Source organism: Vibrio sp. 10N.286.51.E5 (genome assembly GCF_041469125.1).
GTDB classification, from domain to species: Bacteria; Pseudomonadota; Gammaproteobacteria; order Enterobacterales; family Vibrionaceae; genus Vibrio; species Vibrio crassostreae_C.
The window spans coordinates 1-22,305 of sequence record NZ_JBFRJZ010000024.1; the positions used below are offsets into that span (position 1 = coordinate 1).

The window sequence follows — 22,305 nt, forward strand, 5'->3', positions numbered from 1 at the left end:
CGCTAATCCGCGATGAACCTATTTTTACTGCTCCATAAAGCAAAAAACCCAGCGAAAAATCGCTAGGTTTCAAATATAAAAAATGAGGTAATACAAGTTTACTTCAGCGGGTCATTGTCCGGCAGTGCCTTATGAAGCCAGAGTGCTAAACGCTTCTTGATGTTCGCGCCATCAAGCTTATCGTCCGGTAACGGTGTGATCTGATTGACTTCAACAAGGAACAAGTACACCGCTTTAACCTTTATCGGTTGGGATGAATTTGGCAAATCAAAACCTTGTAGCTTAGCCATCTTAAAACCGACTTCAACTGCTTTTTTTACCAGCTTATCTTCATTAATGATCTTCGCGGTTTTCGACATATCATCTCCATCATCTTTATCGAATGAATATTGAGTATATCAAACCGAAAAATTCACAAGATTACTTCGCTCTCAATTTGAGGAGTCACTTTGATAAATAACATAAAACGAATAACAGGCTCTAGGATGACTCTAATTCGCTTGATAGTTACGCCACCAATACCTGTACGCAAACGGTCTCTTAACAGAACACTCAATAAATGAGATCTTAAGTCAAAAAACAAAAATTCGAATAATATTTGACTTAGCATTCCAAAGAATACGGAATATTATGATGTTCATTTTGAAAGTTAAAATTCAATAAAAGATCAATAAACTGCTGTTATTTAACTGGTTTAATACTAATTCGACTTAGATCATATTTACAACCAATTGTAACCAATTGTTATTTACAAAATACTCACTAAGAAAATAGAATAAAACCACTAATTTTATACTGGTGTTGAAAATGCGTTACCTCTGGGCTTCATTCTGTCATAAAAATCCAATTCCGGGTCGAATTGTTCATATCCTTGTTATGTTGATAGCGCTAGCTTCTATCACCATTCCATTGATTTCAAAAGACGCCACAACCATCTTAACTTCACTGTGTGCTGCTCTAGTCTGTTTCGTCGTTTTTGTCTTCTTTGCGCTCGCCGACAAAATGCGCTCAGGCATGCATTAATCAACCAATCAGTTCTCTATCACCAAGCATTCTCTTTTTAAAAATTCATTATAAAATGCTGGTTACCAAATACGGAAAAGCCCAAAGTTATTAGCTTTGGGCTTTTCTTCTATAGCGAATTCTTACATATTCCAAATAGCCTGTAGTTAGAAATTACAGCTATCAATAAGGCATTACCATAATACCCATGGTTTCAAGCAGTTGCTCTTGCTGCCAAGCAACGATTTTAATCCCCGATGTGTCTACCTTGCGAGGATCTAACCCTTCTAATTCAGCATGGCATAAATTAGCACCTTGCATACTGAATTGCCCCCATACTTCCTCCGAGAACACACCTCGGCTAAGATCGGACTCTTTCAGTGACGCGCCACCAAGGTAAGTGCCTATCCAACGGTTCTCAAACAGTTCGCACTTCTCTAAACAAGCCTGTTCAAAATTGGCGTATGACAGGTTACAGCCCGTAATATATGCTGAGCAAAAATACATACGATTGCTCACCTGATTGGCAAAATTCGCACGAGTGAAGTTCGCCCCTTTCAGGTCGCATTCACGTAGCTCAATACCATAACAATTCGCGTTACTGAAATTCGCCATCGCCAACTGACAATTCTGAAAGCTTGCATCTCGTAAGTCGGCAATATCAAAGTGGCATCCCTCAATATCGCCTTGCTCAATAAACTTACAGTTAATAAACGTTGCATCACGTAAGTTAGAACGTCTGAAATCACAACGGATAAACGTGCAGGCTATAAATGTAAGCTCTGATAAGTCTTGCTGAGCAAAACTGTGGTGATGATAAGTGCTGTTATTGGTGTCCATTTAGCCCCCTAAAGAAATTACGCTAAGACTATCATTGCGTTCTCAAGAAAACACTAAATTAAAAACCAATAAAAACAGCAACTTAAAACACCCCAATTTAGCCATTTTAAGGCACCAAACAAGCCCTTTAAGGTTGTTATTTTCGATTTATAGGATGTGCTTATCTTGAAAAAAGTTTTGTCGCTTAGAAGTGCCAATAAGAGAAAAAGTTACTTTGACGAAACGAGTCAATTATTGACCGCGTCCTAACGCGCTAGACTGGACGGTTGGTATGTTGCTCGTTACACTATTCCTCATTCTCAGCATAAAGAGTAAGAACAATGAAAGACATGCGACAAGCTATGCTCGATGCAGGGTTTAGCCTTATTAATGAACACGGGTTTGCTGGTGTTGGCCTGATGAAGATCATCAACCAAGCGGAAGGCACGAAGGGTTCTTTTTACCACTACTTTAAATCCAAAGAGCACTTTGGTGAGATCCTTCTTACTAACTACTTTGATGAGCATCTCGCTAAGCTGGATGACTTTTTAAGTGATGAATCGCTTTCTCGTCGTGACCGCGTTAAAGCCTATTTCGAGTTTTGGTGTGCGTCGAAACTGACTGAAGACTTCAATATCCAATGTCTTGTTGTAAAACTGGCGGGAGAAGTATCTGGGTCTGCAAACCCGTTGCAATCGACCATGGCAGAAGGCGCAGAAAAGATAATCCTGCGTATGGCAAAGCTGTTTGAAGAAGGCAATGAGGCCGGTGATTTCACTATCGCAGAGCCCGAATCGCTATCTCGAACGCTTTATGGTTTATGGCTTGGCTCAACGCTCATGGCCGCCATGCAGCGTAACCGTTCGATTCTAAACAATGCCATGGAAGAGACTCTTCTCGCCATGAGCCCAGCCCAAGAATCGGCTGACTAGATACCCGTTACCAAATACCAAATACCAAGAGGCTCGCACAATTTAGCGAGCCTTCTATCTAACTTAAATCTTGATTGAATCCATTCACGCCTACTCCATTACCCCAGACGAGACGCAATATTATTGGCTTTGAATAAGTCCTTAATAACAGGGTCGATATGCTTGAAGAAGCTCAGCCAACCTTCACACAAGTAATTTAGCCCTGCTTCGCCATCTCGGCTTGTGATGATACGGTTTTTGGGGCATTCGCCATGGCATGCAAATTTAAACTCACAGGCTTGGCATTGTTTCGGCAGAGACTTCTGTTTGGCGAACCCAAAACTCTGCTGCTTTGGCGAAAAGGCTAAAGTTGAAAGTGCTTGTTCCTGAATATTACCTAACTGAAATTCAGGAAATACATAATGGTCACATGAGTACACATCGCCATTGGGCTCAACCGCTAACCCTTTGCCGCAGATCTCACTCAGCGTGCACATGGTGCTTTCTCTGCCCATCCATACACCGACAAAATTTTCAAAGTACGGCACTAACACTCGACCAAAATCGTGTTCAAACCACTCATCAAAAACGGTAGTGAGGAATTGTCCCCATTGCGCAGAGCCGACACTCCACGGTTCAACCTCGCCTGATACGGGAATGATCGCTTGTTGGTTGCTCAACCATTTATTGTTGGTGTGAGCTTCGCGCTTATCGACGACAGGAATAAACTGCAATTGCTTCGAACCCACTTCATCGCGTAGAAAGCGATAGACCTCTAATGGATACTTACCTGTCACATCATTCACGCAGCTTAGAGTCGCGAACTCGACGTTATGTTGTTTCAAGTAGCGAATGCCACGCATTGTTTGAGAAAAAGTGCCTTTGCCTGCACGGTTAGTTCGGTAGTGATTATGTAGGTGCTCTGGTCCATCAATACTCACGCCAATGATAAAGTCATTGTTCTTGAAGAACTCACACCACGCATCATTCAGTAACGTGCCGTTGGTTTGAAGGTCATTGCTGATCTTACTGTAGCTAGGACAATATTTTTTCTGCAGCTCGACGACCTTTTGAAAGTACTCAAGCCCCAACAAAGTAGGTTCTCCACCATGCCAAGAAAAGATGATTTCAGGCGTATTCTGCCCTTCTATGTACTGCTTGATATAACGCTCTAATAGAACTTCATCCATCGTATATTGAGAGCCTTTTGGGTAATCAAGCAGCTGTTGTTTTTCTAAATAATAACAGTAGGTGCAACTGATATTACACACCGCCCCAATCGGTTTTGCTAACGCCTGAAGTTTGCAGTGTGCTTTGCCATTGAACTGCGGAACTGAACTCAAATTTGATAGCGATAATGTCGTCATGAAGAGTGCCTCGATGTAAAAGTTATTGTATTAGCCAAAACAATTCGTAATTCCTTTACACGGTGTTCATCGGCCAACCAAGCTTGATGGCATTAGGTTGGCCGAGTGATTTTTTCCTCTATTTCACGTTTTCAAACGGGTTCCACGCTTCGTCAACCGGGACGATGTTTTGCGCTTTTTCGTACTCTTGATATTCAGCGACCATTTCAAGGAACAGATCTGGCATTTGATTTCTCAAGTCATGTTGCTCGGCTGGGTCTTTCTTGGTGTTGTATAAGTGCCACTCACTGTCACCGCCCATTCCCGTAGAAATTCGGATGATCTTATGATCACCTTTAAGCAGAATTCCGCTACCAAACAATTCAAATGGAATCGCATTGTTGGCACTGTGCACGTCTGCCGTTTCCCCTTTGAAGTAAGGCAACAAACTCACACCACTCATCGGCGCCACTTCTCGACCTTGATATTCGGTTCCTGGATGATCGACCTCTGCAAGCTCAAGAATCGTGGCTGCAATGTCCTTCACTTGGGATAAGTCGTCTGTCTGAGTTCCCGGTTGCAACGCATCTTCACCGTCTAAAAGCGCTTTGGCTGGCTTAACGATAAATGGCACACGGATACCGCCCTCTGCTGTGTAAGCTTTGTACCAAGATAGGCCACCGGTTGAAGCGCTTGCCCACTCCGGACCAAGTGACACACTGGAGTTCGCCTTACCCAAGTTTTCAGTCGAATTATCGAAATGATGAGCAGTCCACGTTCGGATCAAACCACTGATATTTTCACCGGTAATATCCGCCGCTTCTGGGCCGTTATCCGCTAGGTACATGATGTAAGTATTATCGTATTCCCCGATTTCTTTCAGGTAATCGACTATCTGACCGACTTGTTGGTCCTGCATTTCCATCATGCCCATCGCGACAGCCATTTTCTTTCCGTACCACTTTTGTTCTTTCTCAGAGAGCGAGTCCCAAGGTCGGCTTAATGCATTACGATCTGAAATATCGGCGTCTTTTGGAATCACACCCATCTCTTTCATGCGTTGAAAACGGTCTTCTCGAACCGAGTCCCAACCATGTTCAACGTAGTAGTCGACTTTATCTTGATAAGCAGACTCAGGCGCTTGCAGTGGTAGATGAATACCGGTGAATGGGACGTAGGCGAAGAAAGGCTTACCGTCGTCTTTTTTGCTATCGATCATCTTGATGATCTCGTTGGTGTAAACTTGGTCTGAGTACTCGCCTTTGTATTTATCCTCAACCACTTCACCGTTGCGGTAAGTTGGCTCAACTTCAACACCGGGAATATCGCCTTTTTGCAGCGCATCCGCTGTCGCAGCGTTTTTGGCCGGGAACATCATATCTCGGTTAAAGTGATTCGAACCGCCCGCTAAGATACCGTAACTCTCACCAAAACCTCGATCATCCGGTAAGAATCCATCCTCGTGTCCCAAATGCCATTTACCAGACAGGTAAGTGTTATAGCCACTCTCTTCAAGCAGCGTTGCGACCGTGACGCCTTTCTTGGTGAGGTAACCTTCATAACCCGGCTTACCAATCGCGCCCGGATAGACGGCATAGTCGAAGGTGCCTAGCCCAACCTCGTGACTGTTTGCTCCGGTTAACATCATAGAGCGCGTTACCGATGAGGTTGGTGACGCGTGAAAATTAGTAAACTTAACCCCCTCTTCAGCCAGCGCCATTAGGTTTGGGGTATCCGCTTCTGAGCCATAAGGCTGTGTATCGGCAAAACCCACATCATCGCCAACAATGACAACAATATTCGGTTTTTCTGATTCAGCCGCAAGAGCAGCACTGCTTGCCGCCGCCATTGCCGTGAAGACTAAAGATTTCTTGAATGTCTGCATAAGACGTTCTCCAATTTCTGTGATTAATTTTTTTATGATTAACTTTTTCTGTGGTTAACCTTTCTGTGATTAACCTGAGTTAGGATTTGAATTAGTGCGCGGCTTGCGACATCCAATGTAATAAGTCGAGCGCAGGGTCATACTCTTGAGCTGCTGCCATGCCTATCCAGGTGACAGCTTCCGCTTGGCTGGCTTGAACGCCACTTCCAGAGATATATATCAACCCAAGCTGCGTTTGAGCTTCAGGGCTACCGTTGTTGGCTGCGGTGACGAACCACTCCGCGGCTTTTTCATCATTCTGTTCTACGCCCTCTCCGCTCAGATATAAGTAAGCGACAGAGAGCTGGGCATCCAATTGCCCTTGGTAAGCTTCATCCAACAATTGCACGACGTCTTGATGCTGCTGCACTTGATCCATGGTGGCTTCATTCTCAAAGCTCTCGCTTCCAAAGCTTGCCTTGGCAAAAAACAGAACAACCAAAACACCCGCCAAAATCACGGTAGTTAAACGTTTATTGAGCATTTATTTCCTCCTCGGGAATAAAGGTCACAACGTCCCTGTCGAATGAATTAGGTGAAAAGTAGGAATGGCGCGATGATGCACAAGCTTGATAGCAATACGTTTTCGATTTTCATAATTGGCTCTCGAGTAATAGTTGTGAGTGAATCAGGGACTGAACTAAATGGTCATAACATTCAGTCGATTAAGACTGAGACTTAAATCGCTTTCTCAATGATGGTTTCAATCGTCTGTTTCGAGATAGGGTAGAACTGAAAGCAGATGTCTTTTTCAATCGCTTCTGCAATGTTGCTCTTCTCTTGCTCATCAAACTCCCAGCTGCTGAAACGCTTCATCGCACCAACACTCGTTTGGAAGTTGTTTAAAAAATCCAAAACTCGTTGGTAAATCATCTCATCGGTTCCCGTCGTGTCGACAGAGAAAGCTTGAGCTAACTTCGCCGCATTCGGCATATAAAATTCCGGCAGCGCTTCAATCACAACCGGCATCAGCACCGTGTTGGCATCGCCATGTGGAATGTGGCTAATCGCACCAAAGGCGTGAGCACAGTTATGAATCGGAATGCCGCCCAAAGACGAATAGAAAGCAGAGATCGCCATGGTACTTGCTTGAAGAAGATTGCCGCGCGCTGTTAGGTTCTCTGGCTCTTTAAGTGCCAAGGGTAAGTTTTCAACAATCAGTTTTGCCGCCTGAATCCCGTAAGCGTCGGTGAATGCATTACTCATTGGCGAGACAATTGCTTCAACAGCGTGTGTTAGTGCATCCATGGCGGTAGAACGAGTCAGGTGAGCTGGCAGCTTAGTGGTCACCGTTGGATCAAGAATCGCGATATCAGCTTCCAATCCCGATGCGACTAGGCTTGCCTTAATGTTTTCATGTTCGTTGTAAAAAACAGCAATCGGAGAGGCTTCTGCGCCCGTGCCAGCCGTTGTCGGAACCGCAATGTGTGGCACTCGAATGTCTTCATTGTTTGGCCACACATCCATATGACCGCCGCCCGCAATCACCGTACGGATATCATCTATCTGCTTATGGAATGCGTATTTCACACCTTTAGAAGCATCAATCACGCTGCCGCCGCCAACAGACAAGATCGCATCAGCATTGACGCTGTTTGCAAACTCAATTGCAGCGTTGATGTTGTCGCAAGTCGCGTCTGGCGCGATATCGGTGTACACACCAACAAGCTGAACCGCTTGTTCATTACCTGGCTGGTTCACCTTTTCGTTTACAAACAACGCCGAGAACTGCTCAACAAAACCAAGAGACTCCAAGCCTTTATCAGAAAAGAGCACGACTCTTTGCGCACCTAAGCGACCAAAAAGAGAAGGGATATTTTCAATGCCATTCTCTTGAGCATGAACAATGGTTTTAAGTTGAAAGTTAAAATTATTGGTTGTCATGATATTTACCTCATTTCTAGTTGATGACTAAACAATAGCCAATACAAACCGGTCGGTCTAGCTCGTTAATGTCAAAAATATGTCAATTAAGATCTTTATGGATCATTGCCCCAAAACGAAAAAAGCCCGCAAATGCGGGCTGTAGTAATAAGTAAGCTAGTGAGTGATCATTAAATAAGTGTCATTGACTCACCATGAGCAACTTATTAACTATTAACTATTAACTATTAACTATTAACTATTAACTAAGATGAGCTGGCACCTTGCTTTTGTCTCTAGTGAGGTAGTAATACAGATAAACTAAAGAGTAGACAGTCACAAATCCATCGAGCGCAAACACACCGCTCCAACCATAAAACCACTCATAATCGTTGATACACACGTTGTATAAGAATATGCCCACAAACATCGACTTCTCAAATGCACTGTAAATCATGGTCGAAGTACGCAGCGATTTGTACTTCGCCGAGAACATCAACAACACACCAATACAGCCAACCATGACTCCCCAGTGTTGATAGGTACCCATAAGATACTCTTTGTTCACCATCATCGTATCGTTGTACGAGAACAGCGTTTGCATACTCCAATCAGGCGCAAGGAAAGTAGAGAAAGCGGTTGCGGTTAAGAATCCTGTAACCATCAAATACGCTTTCATCGTTCGTTCAAAAAATCGTTCCAACATAAAAATAACCTCTTAAAATAACGTCGTAAAAATAATTTCTTATAAATAACTTCTTGTAGATAAATTGGGTAATGACAGAAATGATTTACTTGCCAAGCATGCTCATCACTGCGGTCTTTAATTCGTTGTCTTCTTTTGAAAACAGATGCTTAACTCGATGATCTAAGCCCGTTTCCAAGACTGTTTTGGCATGGGAGAAAGTAAGGAAGCCTTCTTTACCGTGATAATTGCCCTGACCAGATTCACCAATGCCACCAAACGGCGCGTCATCAACCGCTAAATGGAAAACACAGTCATTGATACACATTCCGCCGGAATGAACTTGGTGTTTAACCTGAGCTTGTAAGATCAAATCAAAGCTCATTAGATAGAGCGCTAACGGCCTTGGTTTGCTATTGATGACTTGGAACGCCTCTTCGATATTGCGATACGTAATCAAGGGTAATAGTGGGCCGAAAATCTCTTCGTTCATCACCTTGGATGACAGGCTTGGTTCAACAATTAGGTGCGTCACCAGTCGTTGGCAATCTAAGTCCATCGCTTCGTCATGGCAAGCGACGGTTCGCGTTCCTGCTTGTTGCTCTTCATTCAACAAGCCGACAATACGATCGCATTGACGAGGATTGATTAGGGACGTCAAACTCTCGGAATAGACCCCTTCATCGAACAGCAATTGGTACTGTTTTTTATACTCTTGAATGAAAGATTCAACTTTCCCTTCAGGTAGCAATACATAGTCAGGAGCCACACACACCTGCCCGTTATTGAGGCTCTTACCATAAATGATTCGCTCAACCGCGATATCAATTGGCATGTCTTCTGCAACGATAACCGGTGACTTACCGCCTAGCTCTAGCGTGACTGGAGTTAGCGTGTCAGCCGCTGACCTCATCACTTGGCGACCTACTTGGGTTGACCCCGTAAACAAAAGATGATCAAACGGCAACGCCGAAAATGCGGCTGCGATCTCTACCTCACCTTCAACCAAGCACACCTCATCGGATTGGAAGACTTCCGCCAATAGCGATCTTAATACTTGGTTCGTCGCTGGGGTAAATTCACTCATCTTGATCATGGCACGATTGCCCGCTGCCAACGCCGAAATAAGCGGGCCGACGGATAACATGATCGGGAAGTTCCACGGAGCAATGATCCCGACAACGCCTTTGGGTTGATAAACCACTTCAACACGAGAGGTTGAAAGTAAAGGGCCGGAATGACGAATCGAAGATGTCGACCAATGAGGTAAACACTCAATGCTGTGATCAATATTTCCGATGCAAGGCAATATGTCAGCCATCAAAGTGTCTTGTCGACTGCGGTGACCATAGTCCTCACTCACGGCTGAACACAAACGATCTGTGTAGTCGATAAGCGCAGATTTAAGTGCAAGCAACTGCTCAATTCTCACCGATACCGCTGGCATCGGGTTCTGTGCAAAAGCTCCCTGCATGTTGTTCAACGTCATGGTCATTTGTGTTGGCGTCAATTCGTATTTCATACATCACCTCGTGGTTAAGATGAGCACACAATAATACAAAACAGACCGGTCGGTCTATACTTTTATTGTCAGAGAATCGTCAATGCATTTTTGAATACAAATAAATAGGGTGATTACAACGTAGGGTTAAAACCCAGGGAGATTTAAAATAGAAGGACGTAGCGAATAGGCGGTATAACGAGAAATTTCACATAGTGAGATCAAAAATGGCCGCTTAATGCGACCATTTAATAATTATTTAAATTTTTGTTTTAAATAGATAATTTAAAACTAACGTTAGCTTTTGGCTACGTTTGCAATGCCTTCAAGCTGAAGCACTGGAGCAGCGTCGATGTCTTCTGCGTTCATCATTGCTGATACACGCTGCATCGAAGAAAGCAGTAAGCTTTGCTCCCACGTCTCTAGGTTTTGGAATTTTTTAACGAAGTTATCTTGCAGCGGCGGTGGCGCATTGTTTAGCAACTCTTGACCTTTTTCAGTCAGGTTCGCGTGTACTTTACGGCGGTCCGATGAACTGCGTACTCGTTGTACATAGCCATTTAACTCAAGACGGTCGATGATCGTCGTCGTCGTTGCTTGGCTTACATTGGTCTGATTAGACAATTCTTTGATCGTCACATTACCCATTTCTTGGATTGCTCTCATTAAGATTAATTGAGGGCCAGTCAAACCATACTCTTTACTCAGCTTCTTCGAGTGTAAATCGATAGCGCGAATAATTTGGCGAATAGCGACCAGGATTTCGTCATGTTTGTCCAAGATGCAGACCTTTGTACTAATATACTGTGAATGGTTTTACAGCGTCGAAGCGATGAAATGCCTCGAGTGATTACGTCACGCGCGCTCGAATTACACTGTAAATTGATAAATTACTTCATTGATTTTTCCGCATTGTACTGATGTTCATACTATTCTCAATCTTTTCTATACCACTAAACTTGCGTGGTACGGCACTTTTGCTTAATGAAGGGGGAATGAAAGCTTCAATGAAGACAAAAATAATGAACCAGAGAATACAAACTCAAAGAATAATATATTTTAATAATCATAGAGGTAGAGAGACTTAACCCTCTCCACCCAATAAAAAACCAGCCTCAATAGCTAAGCTGAAAAACGAAATTTTACGCAGCGGTATTCATCTGAAAGTTACCCGTTAGTGCGTTGTAAAACTCGCTGTTATCCAAAATCCCAACCAATTGATCGTTTTCAACCAACAGAATTGGGTGGTTACTGATCTGTTTAAGCTTAATCGCATCACGCATACCAATCTCCGGGCTTGTCACTACCACACTCGACGCGTTGATCGCAGTTAGATCGTCAGACTCGCTCCACTCAACAAGCGCCAAGGTAGATTCACCTTTCACCGATAAAGCACCTTCATTCTGTTCAATCCAGAGATCTTTAGAATCGCAGATCTTCCAGCTTTCATTCTCTTGCGTCAGTGAATCAAGAGGCTGCATTAAAGAACGACCTTTAAGCACATTCAATGGATTGGTGTGAGCAACGAAGTCTTTTACGTATTCGGTTTTTGGCGTCAGTACGATCTCTTCAGGCTTACCGTGTTGAATCAGTTTGCCTGACTCCATGATCGCAATGTTATTACCAATCTTCAGCGCTTCGTCTAAATCATGACTCACGAACAAAATCGTTTTGTTAAGCTTGTTTTGCAATAAAATTAGCTCATCTTGCAACTGTGCACGAATGAGCGGATCAAGCGCTGAAAACGGTTCATCCATAAGAAGAATGTCGGTATCCATCGCAAAGGCACGCGCTAGACCAACACGTTGCTGCATACCGCCAGAAAGCTCATGCGGATACTTGGTTTCCCACTCTGCCAAACCCACCATTTCAAGTTGTTCACGCGCTTTAGCACGACGAACATCTTTGGCTACGCCTTGCATTTCTAGACCAAACGCCACGTTATCTAACACGTTTAACCAAGGCATTAGGGCAAATTTTTGGAACACCATAGAAACGCGGTGAGTACGAAGATGACGCAAGGTCGCTTCGTCGCACTGTTCACCTAAATCAACCTGCTTGTCTCCATCTTTGATCGCCAATGAGCCACGGCTGATCTCATTCAGGCCGTTAACTGCGCGAAGCAAAGATGATTTACCAGAACCAGACAACCCCATCAGCACACAAATCTCGCCTTCTTCAACGGTCAGCGACACATTGTCTACGCCGACAACTTGACCAGTTTCATCAATGATCTCTTGGCGAGTTTTACCTTGGTCGAGTAGCTCAAGCGCTTGTTTCGATTTATTACCAAACACAACATCGAGATTCTTAATGGTAATCGCGTCCATTGTCTTTTTTTCCTGAGAGTTAGACATGATTAAGCTTCCTTCTGGTTTGGTGTTTTGCACAAGCGGTCAAGGATGATTGCGACTAATACAATCGCTAATCCAGCTTCAAAACCTTGTGAGATGTTCACTGTGTTCAATGCACGAACAACAGGTTTACCAAGTCCGTCAGCACCGACAAGAGCGGCGATAACCACCATCGAAAGCGACAACATAATACATTGGGTTACACCCGCCATGATGCTTGGTAGAGCCGCCGGTAATTCGACCTTCATCAGCAATTTCATGCGGCTGGCACCAAACGCTTTACCCGCTTCAATCAACTCTTCCGGCACTTTAGTGACGCCTAAGTAGGTTAAACGAATCGGTGCAGCTATCGCGAAAATAATGGTCGAGATTAAGCCAGGAACAATACCCAAGCCGAATAGAACCAGAGTTGGAATCAGATAAACGAAAGTTGGGACTGTCTGCATCAAATCAAGGATTGGACGCAAAACTGTATAGAGCCAAGGACGGTGAGCAGCCATGATGCCAACCGGTACGCCAATTAATACGGAAATCGTTGTCGCCGCAAAGACGAGAACAAAGGTTTCCAGCATTTCTTGCCAGTATCCGAGGTTAAGAATAGTCAGCAGTGCCGCGACCACAAAGATCACCAGCGAAGGTTTACGGTGTAAATACCATGCAATCGCCGCGGTCATCACGATTGGTAAAGCCGGTGGCATCCACTTAAATACATCGACTAAAAACATAATGACGGTTTCTAGAAAAATCGAAATAGCGTCAAAGAATCCTGCTGCATTGATTGTTAGCCAATCAACACCCGCTTCCATCCATTGACCAACAGGGATTTTGTTTTCCGTAATAAAATTCACAATATTGCCTTTTATTATGGGTGGGCTACTTCAAACCAATCGATAAATTGGCAAGCCCACCTTTATTATTTATGTAGCTGTTGAGATAGGTAGAACTAAGCTTTAACTTGCTTTAGGTATTCAGTAACGGCTTGAGTCGCTGATTCACCTTTATGCGTTTTTACATTGTCTAACCAAGCTTCCACTTGTTGAGGGTTCTTGTTCAACCATTGTTGAGCCGCTTTTTCTGGCTTCACTTTTTGGTTAAGAATCTCTTCCATCAACTGGTTTTCCATCTCTAGAGTGAATTCTAGGTTTTGTAGAAGTTGACCGACATTTGCACACTCAGACACGTAGTTTGAACGAACGTTAGTGTAAACATTCGCGCCACCGTAGTTAGGGCCAAAGAAGTCGTCACCACCTGATAGGTATTCCATTTCAACATTGCTGTTCATTGGGTGCGGAGCCCAACCAAGGTAAACGATCCACTGGCTACGACGAGCAGCGCGAGATACTTGCGATACCATGCCCGCTTCACTTGATTCCACTAGGCTGAAATCTTTCAAGCCAAACGCGTCAGAATCAATCATTGATTGGATTAAGCGGTTACCGTCGTTACCCGGCTCTATGCCGTAGATGCGGTCTTTAAATTTGTCGGCATGTTTTGCTAGGTCTGCGAAGCTTTTTACGCCAGAGTCGTACACGTATTTTGGTACGGCTAGCGTGTATTTTGCGCCTTCAAGGTTGGCACGAACGGTTTCAACCGTGCCCGCTTCACGGTACTTAGCAATATCGCCTTCCATGGTTGGCATCCAGTTACCTAGGAATACATCAATATCGCCGTTCGCCATTGAAGAGTAAGTCACCGGTACTGAAAGTAGGTCGGTTTTGGTTTTGTAACCAAGGCCTTTTAATAGTTCAGAAGTAACGGCGGTTGTTGCGGTAATGTCAGTCCAGCCTACATCAGCGAAGCGAACGTTTTCACATTGCTGTGGTTCAATAGAAGCGTTAGCACCAAATGCAAATGAACTAATGGCTAGTGCTGTTAACGTTTTCGTGGTCATGTTCTGAATATTTAGAGTCGTCATAATGGTTCCTTTTTATCTTTCCTTTTTCTGCTCGATATCAACACCGATAGAGAGCAGTTCTTCTGACTTTTGACTAATTTTTGTTGTTACTTTTTGCTTTTTCTATTTTTGAACTAATAACAGAGGCTTACGCTTCTCTTACTGGTTTATTTATTCTTTGCTTCTCTTGCCACTCAGGTGCAATCCACACTGGAACGTCCTGCGCTTTGAGCATCGGCTTACCTAAAATCAAATCGGAAGCACGCTCAGCAACCATAATGGTCGGGGCGTTCAAATTGCCGTTTGGAATGGTTGGGAAAACCGATGAGTCGACAACACGTAAATTATCGACACCGCGAACGCGACACTCTTCATCAAGCACTGCCATTGGATCATCATCTGAACCCATTTTGCAGCCACATGAAGGGTGATAAGCACTTTCAACGTTCTGCTTAACCCATTCATCAATTGCTTCATCGGAAGTAATATTTAGACCCGGCTGAATCTCTTTTCCTCGATACACATCCATCGCAGGTTGAGACAAAATCTCACGCGTCAGACGAATACAATCGCGCCAATCTTGGCGATCTTGTTCAGTCGAGATGTAGTTGAAAATGATCTCTGGCTTGGCATGCGGATCAGCAGAAGTGATCGCAACCGTACCGCGACTCTCTGGCTTGTTAGGCCCAACGTGTACTTGGAAACCGTGACCATCAAAGGCCGCTTGTCCGTCGTAACGCATCGCTGCTGGTAGGAAGTGATATTGAATGTTTGGCCACTTCAATCCTTTGCGAGAACGAATAAACGCGCACGATTCAAAGTGGTTAGTGGCACCAAGGCCTTTACGAGTCAAAATCCATTCTGCACCAATCATGCCTTTGCTGACTAAACCAAGCTTGCTGTTGAGCGTGATGGGTTCGTTGCAGTGATATTGGAAGTACACTTCTAGGTGATCTTGAAGGTTTTCACCTACGCCATTCAGCTCGTGTTTAAGCTCAACGCCTGCCTTTTCAAGCACGGCTTTCGGGCCGATACCAGAAAGCTGAAGCAGTTGAACAGAACCGATAGAACCCGCAGAAGAGATCACTTCTTTGTTCGCCACAGCCACTTGAGTATTGCCTGACTTTTCAAACTCGACACCGACGGCTTTCAAGCCTGATTTACCTTTTGATGACTGGTCTTTTACGTCGAGTGCTTCAAGTAAGAAACGACGCGCCACGATACCTTTCTTCAAGGTTAGGTTTGAACGCTTCAATGCTCGACGTAGATAAGCGTTAGAGGTTGAGGCTCTAACACCCTTGTCTACCGTCATATGCATAGTGCCGAAGCCTTCTTGCTGGTAGCCGTTGTAGTCTTGTGTTTCTGGGTAACCGGCGTCTTTACCTGCATCGATAAACGCTTGGTAAAGTGGATTAAGCTCCATATCGTTACCATTACAAGTGCCGACAGGGCCATTGTCACCACGGTATTCATCACCGCCTTTGTTCCATGATTCAGCACGGCGGAAATAAGGCAGACATGCTTGGTAGTTCCAACCTGCCGCACCCTCTTCTTCCCATTGGTCAAAATCACACGCGTGGCCACGAACATAAACCATGCCGTTAATTGATGAGCTGCCGCCTAACACTTTGCCACGTGGGCAGTGCAGTTCACGTCCATCAAGGCCCGGTTCTTTCTCTGTTTCAAATTGCCAAGCGTACTTTTCAGTATTCATTGGGTAAGAAAGCGCGGTTGGCATTTGGATAAAAATACTCTTGTCCGTACCACCAGCTTCCAGTAATAAAACGCTATGTTCACCGCTTTCCGTTAGCCTATCCGCTAACACACAGCCGGCCGAACCCGCGCCGACGATAATATAATCGTAGCGTTGTTCCATGTTTTGATTTCCCTGAGATGAGTCAGTAGGGCTAGCTCTGTTAAGCTAACCCATAAAATTGAGTGTTACGCGTTAGGCATAAGGGCTGGCGTAGTCGCCAAGTTCAATAAGAATGCTCTTAGTCTGCGTATAATGAAGTAGGGTTTCTGGTCCATTTTCACGGCCAATACCCGAAAGCTTGTAACCGCCAACCGGCATTTCTGCTGGTGAGTCGCCCCACGTGTTCACCCAACAAATACCTGCCTGCATTTGGTGAATAACACGGTGCGCACGAGAAAGGTTTTGCGTGAACACACCAGCCGCTAGGCCATATTTGGTGTCGTTAGCGCGGCGAATCACGTCGTCTTCGTCCGTAAACTTCAACACTGACATTACAGGGCCGAAGATCTCTTGTTGAACGTGAGGCATGTTGTCTTCGCAATCCACAAACACGGTAGGGATAACAAAGTTGCCGTTTTCGAGGCCGTTGTCTGTCACTTGATAGCCGCCCGTCAGCAGAGTTGCGCCCGACTGCTTAGCTAGCTCAATGGCTTCAAGGACTTTTGAAAGGTGTTCTTTAGAAATCAACGCGCCGATCTGAGTCTCCATGTCCATTGGATCACCAATGATCAGCTTCTCAGTGCGTGTTTTAAGTTGGTCGATGAATGCGTTGTAGATGTTTTCGTGTACATAAACACGGGTACCGTTAGTACACACTTCGCCTTGGGTGTAGAAGTTAGCAACCATCGAAGCGGAAACTGCATCATCCAATTTCGCATCATCAAACACGATCATCGGTGACTTGCCGCCAAGTTCCATGGTGACTGATTTCAGCGTCTTAGCGCTGTCTGCCATTACCGCTTTACCGGTACCGGTTTCGCCCGTGAACGACACTTTTGCGATATCTGGGTGCGCCGTTAGCATCTGACCAACACGGTAATCGCCCTGAACCACATTAAACACGCCATCGGGAAGACCAGCTTCAGTAAAGATCTCTGCAAGCTTCAGTGCTGTGAGCGGCGTTTCTTCTGAAGGTTTGAAAATCATCGCGTTACCCGCGGCCAATGCCGGAGCCGATTTCCACATCGCGATTTGAATTGGGTAGTTCCACGCGCCAATGCCCGCACAAATGCCTAGCGGCTCGCGGCGAGTGTAGAAAAATTGAGATTCGCTCAGCGGCTGTTGGTCGCCTTGTAGCGTTGGAGCCAAGCCAGCAAAGTATTCAATAACATCAGCGCCAGACGCCACATCCACTTCAATTGCTTCTTGCAGAGGCTTGCCCGTATCAACAACCTCAAGATTTGCAAGGTCATTATTTCGAGCTCTAAGTATTTCCACTGCCTTCAAAAGAATGCGGCTGCGTTCCACAGCGGTCATTGCTGACCATACCGCAAATCCGCGTTTCGCAGATTCAATAGCACTGTCGACATCCGCAGAAGATGCTTGGCCTAACGTCGCGATAGGTTCACCGTTTGCAGGGTTAATGCTATCAAAGGTTTCACCAGAGGTTGCTTTAACCGCTGCGCCATCGATGTATAACGAGTTCATTTCCATTTGAGATTCTGACTTAATTATTGTTATTAGACTCTACTGGTCTATATGTGAGTATTGGGTGGTCGTTCTAGGTCTAGCGCTACCACTGCGATCTATTTGCTGTAACACGAGTAGAACGTAAGTTGTTTATCTAGATAATCATTGATGATGGCACGCGCCTTTTGAGCATCGATACCATCTGGGTTTAATGTGCCTCTCAGCCACAAACCATCAATCAGAGACGCAATCCCGTGAGCAACGAGATCCGCTTGTTCATGATTCAAAATACCTTTCAACTCAAGACGTAAGTGTGAAATCAAACGTTTTTCATTCACACGCTGCAGTCTTTTCAGCTGCTCGTCATGCATTGAATATGACCAAAATGCCAACCACGCCTTCGCGACCTTATTTTCTGCTTGGTAACCTTCGAAGTTACCATCGATGATCGCGTTGATTCTCTGTTGGTGAGCATCAACAGGAAGTGCTTTTAGTGACGTGGTGATGGTATTGGAAAGTTGGCGAAGGATTTCACGCATGGTCTCTTCTAGCAGCCCATGCTTTCCACCAAAATAGTGATTAATAATGCCAGTGGAGACTCCCGCTTCTTTGCTGATCAACGCAATACTCGCGGCATGCAAACCCACTCGATCAATCACCGTCATGGTGGCTTGAACAAGCTGTGGTTTACGTATATCAGGCATCCCAACCTTCGGCATTTCTTAGTCCTTTTATTTTATATTGAACGTTCAGTTAAATATAAAATGACAGAAATTTAGTTAGGGTTCAAATGATTATTTAAAACAAACTCGTAACAACACAGCATTCAAAGCAACAAAATTCATTATAAAACAATGGATTAAATATCATTTAGAGCACTAACGAAAACAATTAAAGATTTGAGGTGTGATAGTTATTGGTCAAATGTTTTTGCTTAGAAAGTTCAAGAATCAATCAGTGAGAGTCCTTGTAGAAACTTTTTGGGGAGGGAGTGGAAAGGAAGTATCAAGGAATTTTCATACTGAAATTTAAGACAAGGAAATCCACAATCAACACAGGTAACGAATCAAAAAATGAACAAAAAAGGTTGGCGACAACAGCGTCATCACCAACCTTTCAACATACACACCTAATTTTTAATGCGAGCCTAAGCTACTCAATGCGTGTAATGAAACCGTATTTATCTGACTCAGCCTTAGTCACCCAGTGTTCGCCAGAAGCCGGAGCAGAATCCAACGTGAAGATATAGAAGTCGATTCCTTTGTCTCCCATTACCTTTTTAAAGTAGGTCGCTTGCTTGCGATGGCTTTCGTTCGTGTATGGGAAGTCTTTGGCTGTTTTATCATCCTCAGCCCAACTGTGCACACCAACCTGCTTATTAAGCTCAATGGCTTTAGTGGTATCTGCTCGTTGCAAAACTCGTGGGTTACCCGCAGCGAAAAGATCCGTGCCGCCAGAGAACACCGACCCCGTAGGCGTTACGATCGTCGTCATGTTGTTACTGTGGATCATGCGACCGGTGTACATATTGATATCATCGTCGGCACTTCCACCAATATGGTTGGTAAACTTCAACGTCATCTCACTGCCTTGATACAATTTCACGATATCAAAAAGCTGAGAATAGGTTGATGCGCCTAGAGTGGAAGTAATGCGATCAACAGCGCCAGTCTCGTTGAGCACATCACGGTAAAAAGCGTTGAAAGCAAACGAGGTGGTTATCGTTACCTTGTTCCCACTTTTAGTGTTACTCAGAATGGTAGACCCAAGGCTAGTCACGTATTGAACCAGTTCATTGTGATACTCAAGCTCGACGGGCTTATGAGTATTCGTCGTCGTGTTAATTAACGTGGTGTCATTCCCGATTGAGCGTTGAGCCGCACCACAATCAAACACGTCCAAACCCTTGCTCTCTGTGTAGATACCGCAGCTATCAAATCCTGCATCAGGGAGGTACAGATCCACACTTTGACCTAAACTATCCGCAAGCCTAACCACTTTTTGCTTATCACTAATATCTTCCGCAAACAGAACGATTTCATACTGCACACCGTTGTAATCAAGTTTTATGGATTCTTGGACCTCTTGTCGCTCTTTATACAACTCACCCAGTTTCGCTGATGAAAATACGTAATCCGCTTGAGGTTTTGCTTGCACTTTGGTGGCAGCTTTACCTGAGTTAGAGCTTGAATTACAGCCCGCTAACAGAATCAAAGGTAACGCCAGTAATGCATTTCTATAGTCGTTCATACCGTTATTCCCAAAATGTTTGATGAGAAAATTCTATTGTTTAGCGCTGAATTTATCTGTCGTGGAAATGTATGAGAATGTCGAGCCTATTTGAACGATGTTTTTTATTTTCCTATAAATGCCAATTCATCATTGAACTAACTTATAAAGTGTTTAATCATTCGCTTTAGGTATTTGGCGAAGCATCTGAACTTATATGCAATAGCGTATAATCGTAATGGTTCATCACGACGAAGACTCGCTCACCTAATCTCAATAAGTGAAACGCACGACAAGGCTGATAATGGAATGACAAAACCTAAAATGATCATCGTGGAAGACGATTTGAAACTTCAGAAAATGTTGCAGGACTACTTCGTCGCGCAAGATTTTGATGTCACGGTGTTGGACGATGGCAGTGATGCCGCACACACCATCCTCACGGAGCAACCTGACATCGTACTGCTGGATTTGATGCTTCCTGTAACTGATGGACTTACAATCTGCCGACAGACGCGTACGCACTATAAAGGTAAAATCTTGATGCTCACTGCTAGCGATGACGACTTTGACCACGTCGCTGGTTTAGAGACAGGGGCTGATGACTATGTCACCAAGCCAATCAAACCAAGAGTTCTGCTGGCCAGAGTTCGTTCGCTATTACGCCGCCAAGACACCAATACCGCTTCAGTCGATGACTCAGACACCCTTCAGTTCGATCAACTCGTTCTGAAAAACACTTATAAGAAGTGTGAACTTTATGGTGCGGTTTTATCACTCACTGACAGCGAGTTTGACCTACTTTGGTTATTGGCAAGCAACCCAGACACGCCGTTATCTCGTGACTACTTGACGCAAACATTGCGCGGGATTGAGTACGACGGAATAGACCGGACGATTGACAACAAGGTTGTACGTCTAAGGAAGATTTTGGGCGACGACAACACACCAGCAGAGAAAATTCAGACCATTCGCGGTAAAGGCTACTTATTTGTTTCGACCGCCTGGCGTTAACCTCGCTCAATACGAGCGTAATAGAGAGAGCGATTATGCGACGTATCTTTTTGGAGTCCCTATTAGGGCTGTTAGTTTGCTTCATGGCCGGCCTTGTCGCCTACGAGATTAGCGTCTATCAGCTCAATACCGACTACGAATATGTACTGGAAGATTACGAAGCGACTGCCCACCAGCAATTGATCGAAAATATCGCTAAAAATCAGGGTCTTGAAGCTGCTCATCAAGCGATAAACCAATTTGTAGAAACCACACGAAATAAACTGGTTACGTTCAGCCCAGACGATGAAATACCAGGCCCCGTTTCAGAGTTCTTCAGTACCAATCCGAATACCTTTATCTTTCACGATGATGAGCGTGACCTATGGTTTCGCTTAGCAAGCAGCGACAATACCTATCACTACCTTCCCAACAGTGAAGCGTTCGTTAGGCAAAAAATTGAGTTGGAGGATGACCTCATTTGGTTGTTCTTTTTAGCGAGCTTTATCTTATATGGCTTGTGTCATCTATTTATTATCTTCCGCCGAGTCAAAAAGCTTGAGTCTGCCACTCTGCGTTTTGCTGAAGGGGATCTCTCCACACGAGCCGAGACTTCAAGCGGTGTTGCGATTGGTTCACTGAACAAATCCTTCAACCTGATGGCCGACAGAATTCATCGCTTAGTTGAAAGTAATCGCTCACTCACTAATGCTGTCGCTCATGAACTGCGCACGCCAATATTCCGTATTCAGTGGCAAGCTGAAATGTTGAAAGACACCCAACTAAACGCAGAGCAAGAGAGCACGATTGAGAGCATTGTCGAAGACACGGAAGAGATGGAAAAGATGGTCGATGAACTATTGTATTACGCCAAACTCGGTAGCACTGACCTAGAGAACTTAAAAAAGCCATTAGAGATTCGAGACTTTCTCGACCACGCAATGACGCGTTGGAGTAAAGACACTCAACTCAACATCGACCTTTCACTACCAGCGCAACCTAGCTCAATACTTGCGGATGAAACACTACTCAACCGAGCACTAGATAACCTCGTGCGTAACGCAATGAAATTCGCACGTTCGCAAGTGTCGATTGAAGCAAGCGTGCATCAAGATAAGCTACAGATCGCGGTACATGATGATGGTGATGGCGTGGCACAAGAACATCAAGCTCGCCTGTTCGAACCCTTTTACGTTGGCGACAAAGCGCGTAACAAGGCCAAGAGCGGCCATGGTTTAGGGCTTTCTATCGTCGAAAAGATCTGTGCTCAACATAGCGCGACCGTAGAGGTTGGTCAGAGCCAAACCTTAAAGGGGGCGGTATTCACCATAACCATTCAGCTATGTAATGATTCAACTGACAAACCCATACAGTAACTACAAAACACCTCTGGAATAAT

Annotated in this window: 20 protein-coding genes; 4 read left to right on the forward strand and 16 right to left on the reverse strand. The window is 44.6% G+C overall.

The features are described from left to right. Window positions 1-98: 98 nt before the first annotated feature. Window positions 99-359: a DUF5062 family protein gene (locus AB4161_RS08635; protein ID WP_017061084.1), complete on the reverse strand. Its 261-nt coding sequence runs from the start codon at window positions 357-359 to the stop codon at window positions 99-101. 448 nt (window positions 360-807) lie between these two features. Here AB4161_RS08635 and AB4161_RS08640 point away from each other — a divergent pair, with 448 nt between their 5' ends. Continuing rightward, window positions 808-1,023, forward strand: a complete 216-nt coding sequence (locus tag AB4161_RS08640; protein ID WP_029235681.1) for a hypothetical protein — start codon at window positions 808-810, stop codon at window positions 1,021-1,023. 162 nt (window positions 1,024-1,185) lie between these two features. Here AB4161_RS08640 and AB4161_RS08645 read toward each other — a convergent pair whose 3' ends face one another. Next, complete coding sequence (locus tag AB4161_RS08645) at window positions 1,186-1,842, reverse strand: Qnr family pentapeptide repeat protein (protein WP_372083210.1); 657 nt, start codon at window positions 1,840-1,842, stop codon at window positions 1,186-1,188. 320 nt (window positions 1,843-2,162) lie between these two features. Between AB4161_RS08645 and AB4161_RS08650 the strand changes: the two genes are divergently transcribed. After that, entirely contained in the window at window positions 2,163-2,753 is a 591-nt protein-coding gene (locus tag AB4161_RS08650) for a TetR/AcrR family transcriptional regulator (RefSeq protein ID WP_102458015.1), read from the forward strand. A 98-nt stretch (window positions 2,754-2,851) separates the two neighbouring features. Here AB4161_RS08650 and AB4161_RS08655 read toward each other — a convergent pair whose 3' ends face one another. From AB4161_RS08655 to AB4161_RS08720, 14 genes are all read right to left on the reverse strand, one after another. Next, a complete protein-coding gene (locus tag AB4161_RS08655) occupies window positions 2,852-4,099 on the reverse strand; it encodes an anaerobic sulfatase maturase (RefSeq protein ID WP_372083211.1) in 1,248 nt (415 codons plus the stop codon). Window positions 4,100-4,217: 118 nt separating this feature from the next. Beyond that, on the reverse strand, window positions 4,218-5,963 hold the full coding sequence (locus AB4161_RS08660; protein ID WP_372083212.1) for an arylsulfatase: 1,746 nt from the start codon (window positions 5,961-5,963) through the stop codon (window positions 4,218-4,220). Between the two features lie 91 nt (window positions 5,964-6,054). Continuing rightward, complete coding sequence (locus tag AB4161_RS08665; protein ID WP_372083213.1) at window positions 6,055-6,486, reverse strand: tetratricopeptide repeat protein; 432 nt, start codon at window positions 6,484-6,486, stop codon at window positions 6,055-6,057. A 194-nt stretch (window positions 6,487-6,680) separates the two neighbouring features. Further along, window positions 6,681-7,886, reverse strand: coding sequence for an iron-containing alcohol dehydrogenase (locus AB4161_RS08670; RefSeq protein ID WP_372083214.1), 1,206 nt, complete (start codon window positions 7,884-7,886; stop codon window positions 6,681-6,683). 241 nt (window positions 7,887-8,127) lie between these two features. Continuing rightward, window positions 8,128-8,571 carry a hypothetical protein gene (locus AB4161_RS08675; RefSeq protein WP_076644934.1) on the reverse strand — a complete coding sequence of 148 codons (444 nt, stop codon included), beginning with the start codon at window positions 8,569-8,571 and terminating at the stop codon, window positions 8,128-8,130. Window positions 8,572-8,656: 85 nt separating this feature from the next. Further along, window positions 8,657-10,072, reverse strand: coding sequence for a coniferyl aldehyde dehydrogenase (locus AB4161_RS08680; protein ID WP_372083215.1), 1,416 nt, complete (start codon window positions 10,070-10,072; stop codon window positions 8,657-8,659). Window positions 10,073-10,348: 276 nt separating this feature from the next. Next, complete coding sequence (locus tag AB4161_RS08685; RefSeq protein WP_004732429.1) at window positions 10,349-10,831, reverse strand: MarR family winged helix-turn-helix transcriptional regulator; 483 nt, start codon at window positions 10,829-10,831, stop codon at window positions 10,349-10,351. A gap of 362 nt (window positions 10,832-11,193) precedes the next feature. Next, window positions 11,194-12,408: a choline ABC transporter ATP-binding protein gene (gene choV, locus AB4161_RS08690; protein WP_102482273.1), complete on the reverse strand. Its 1,215-nt coding sequence runs from the start codon at window positions 12,406-12,408 to the stop codon at window positions 11,194-11,196. 2 nt (window positions 12,409-12,410) lie between these two features. After that, entirely contained in the window at window positions 12,411-13,253 is an 843-nt protein-coding gene (gene choW, locus AB4161_RS08695; RefSeq protein ID WP_009845976.1) for a choline ABC transporter permease subunit, read from the reverse strand. 95 nt (window positions 13,254-13,348) lie between these two features. Beyond that, a complete protein-coding gene (locus AB4161_RS08700; RefSeq protein WP_104216325.1) occupies window positions 13,349-14,320 on the reverse strand; it encodes a choline ABC transporter substrate-binding protein in 972 nt (323 codons plus the stop codon). 127 nt (window positions 14,321-14,447) lie between these two features. Then, entirely contained in the window at window positions 14,448-16,175 is a 1,728-nt protein-coding gene (betA, locus tag AB4161_RS08705) for a choline dehydrogenase (RefSeq protein WP_372083216.1), read from the reverse strand. Window positions 16,176-16,247: 72 nt separating this feature from the next. Further along, window positions 16,248-17,708: a betaine-aldehyde dehydrogenase gene (betB, locus tag AB4161_RS08710; protein ID WP_102398297.1), complete on the reverse strand. Its 1,461-nt coding sequence runs from the start codon at window positions 17,706-17,708 to the stop codon at window positions 16,248-16,250. 92 nt (window positions 17,709-17,800) lie between these two features. After that, window positions 17,801-18,403, reverse strand: coding sequence for a transcriptional regulator BetI (gene betI, locus AB4161_RS08715; protein WP_017070135.1), 603 nt, complete (start codon window positions 18,401-18,403; stop codon window positions 17,801-17,803). A gap of 433 nt (window positions 18,404-18,836) precedes the next feature. Beyond that, window positions 18,837-19,934, reverse strand: a complete 1,098-nt coding sequence (locus AB4161_RS08720; protein ID WP_102393797.1) for an alpha/beta hydrolase — start codon at window positions 19,932-19,934, stop codon at window positions 18,837-18,839. A gap of 288 nt (window positions 19,935-20,222) precedes the next feature. Here AB4161_RS08720 and AB4161_RS08725 point away from each other — a divergent pair, with 288 nt between their 5' ends. Together AB4161_RS08725 and AB4161_RS08730 are read left to right on the forward strand one after the other, a co-directional pair. Next, window positions 20,223-20,927: a response regulator gene (locus tag AB4161_RS08725; protein ID WP_372083218.1), complete on the forward strand. Its 705-nt coding sequence runs from the start codon at window positions 20,223-20,225 to the stop codon at window positions 20,925-20,927. A 35-nt stretch (window positions 20,928-20,962) separates the two neighbouring features. Next, complete coding sequence (locus tag AB4161_RS08730) at window positions 20,963-22,282, forward strand: sensor histidine kinase (RefSeq protein WP_372083219.1); 1,320 nt, start codon at window positions 20,963-20,965, stop codon at window positions 22,280-22,282. Window positions 22,283-22,305 lie beyond the last annotated feature (23 nt).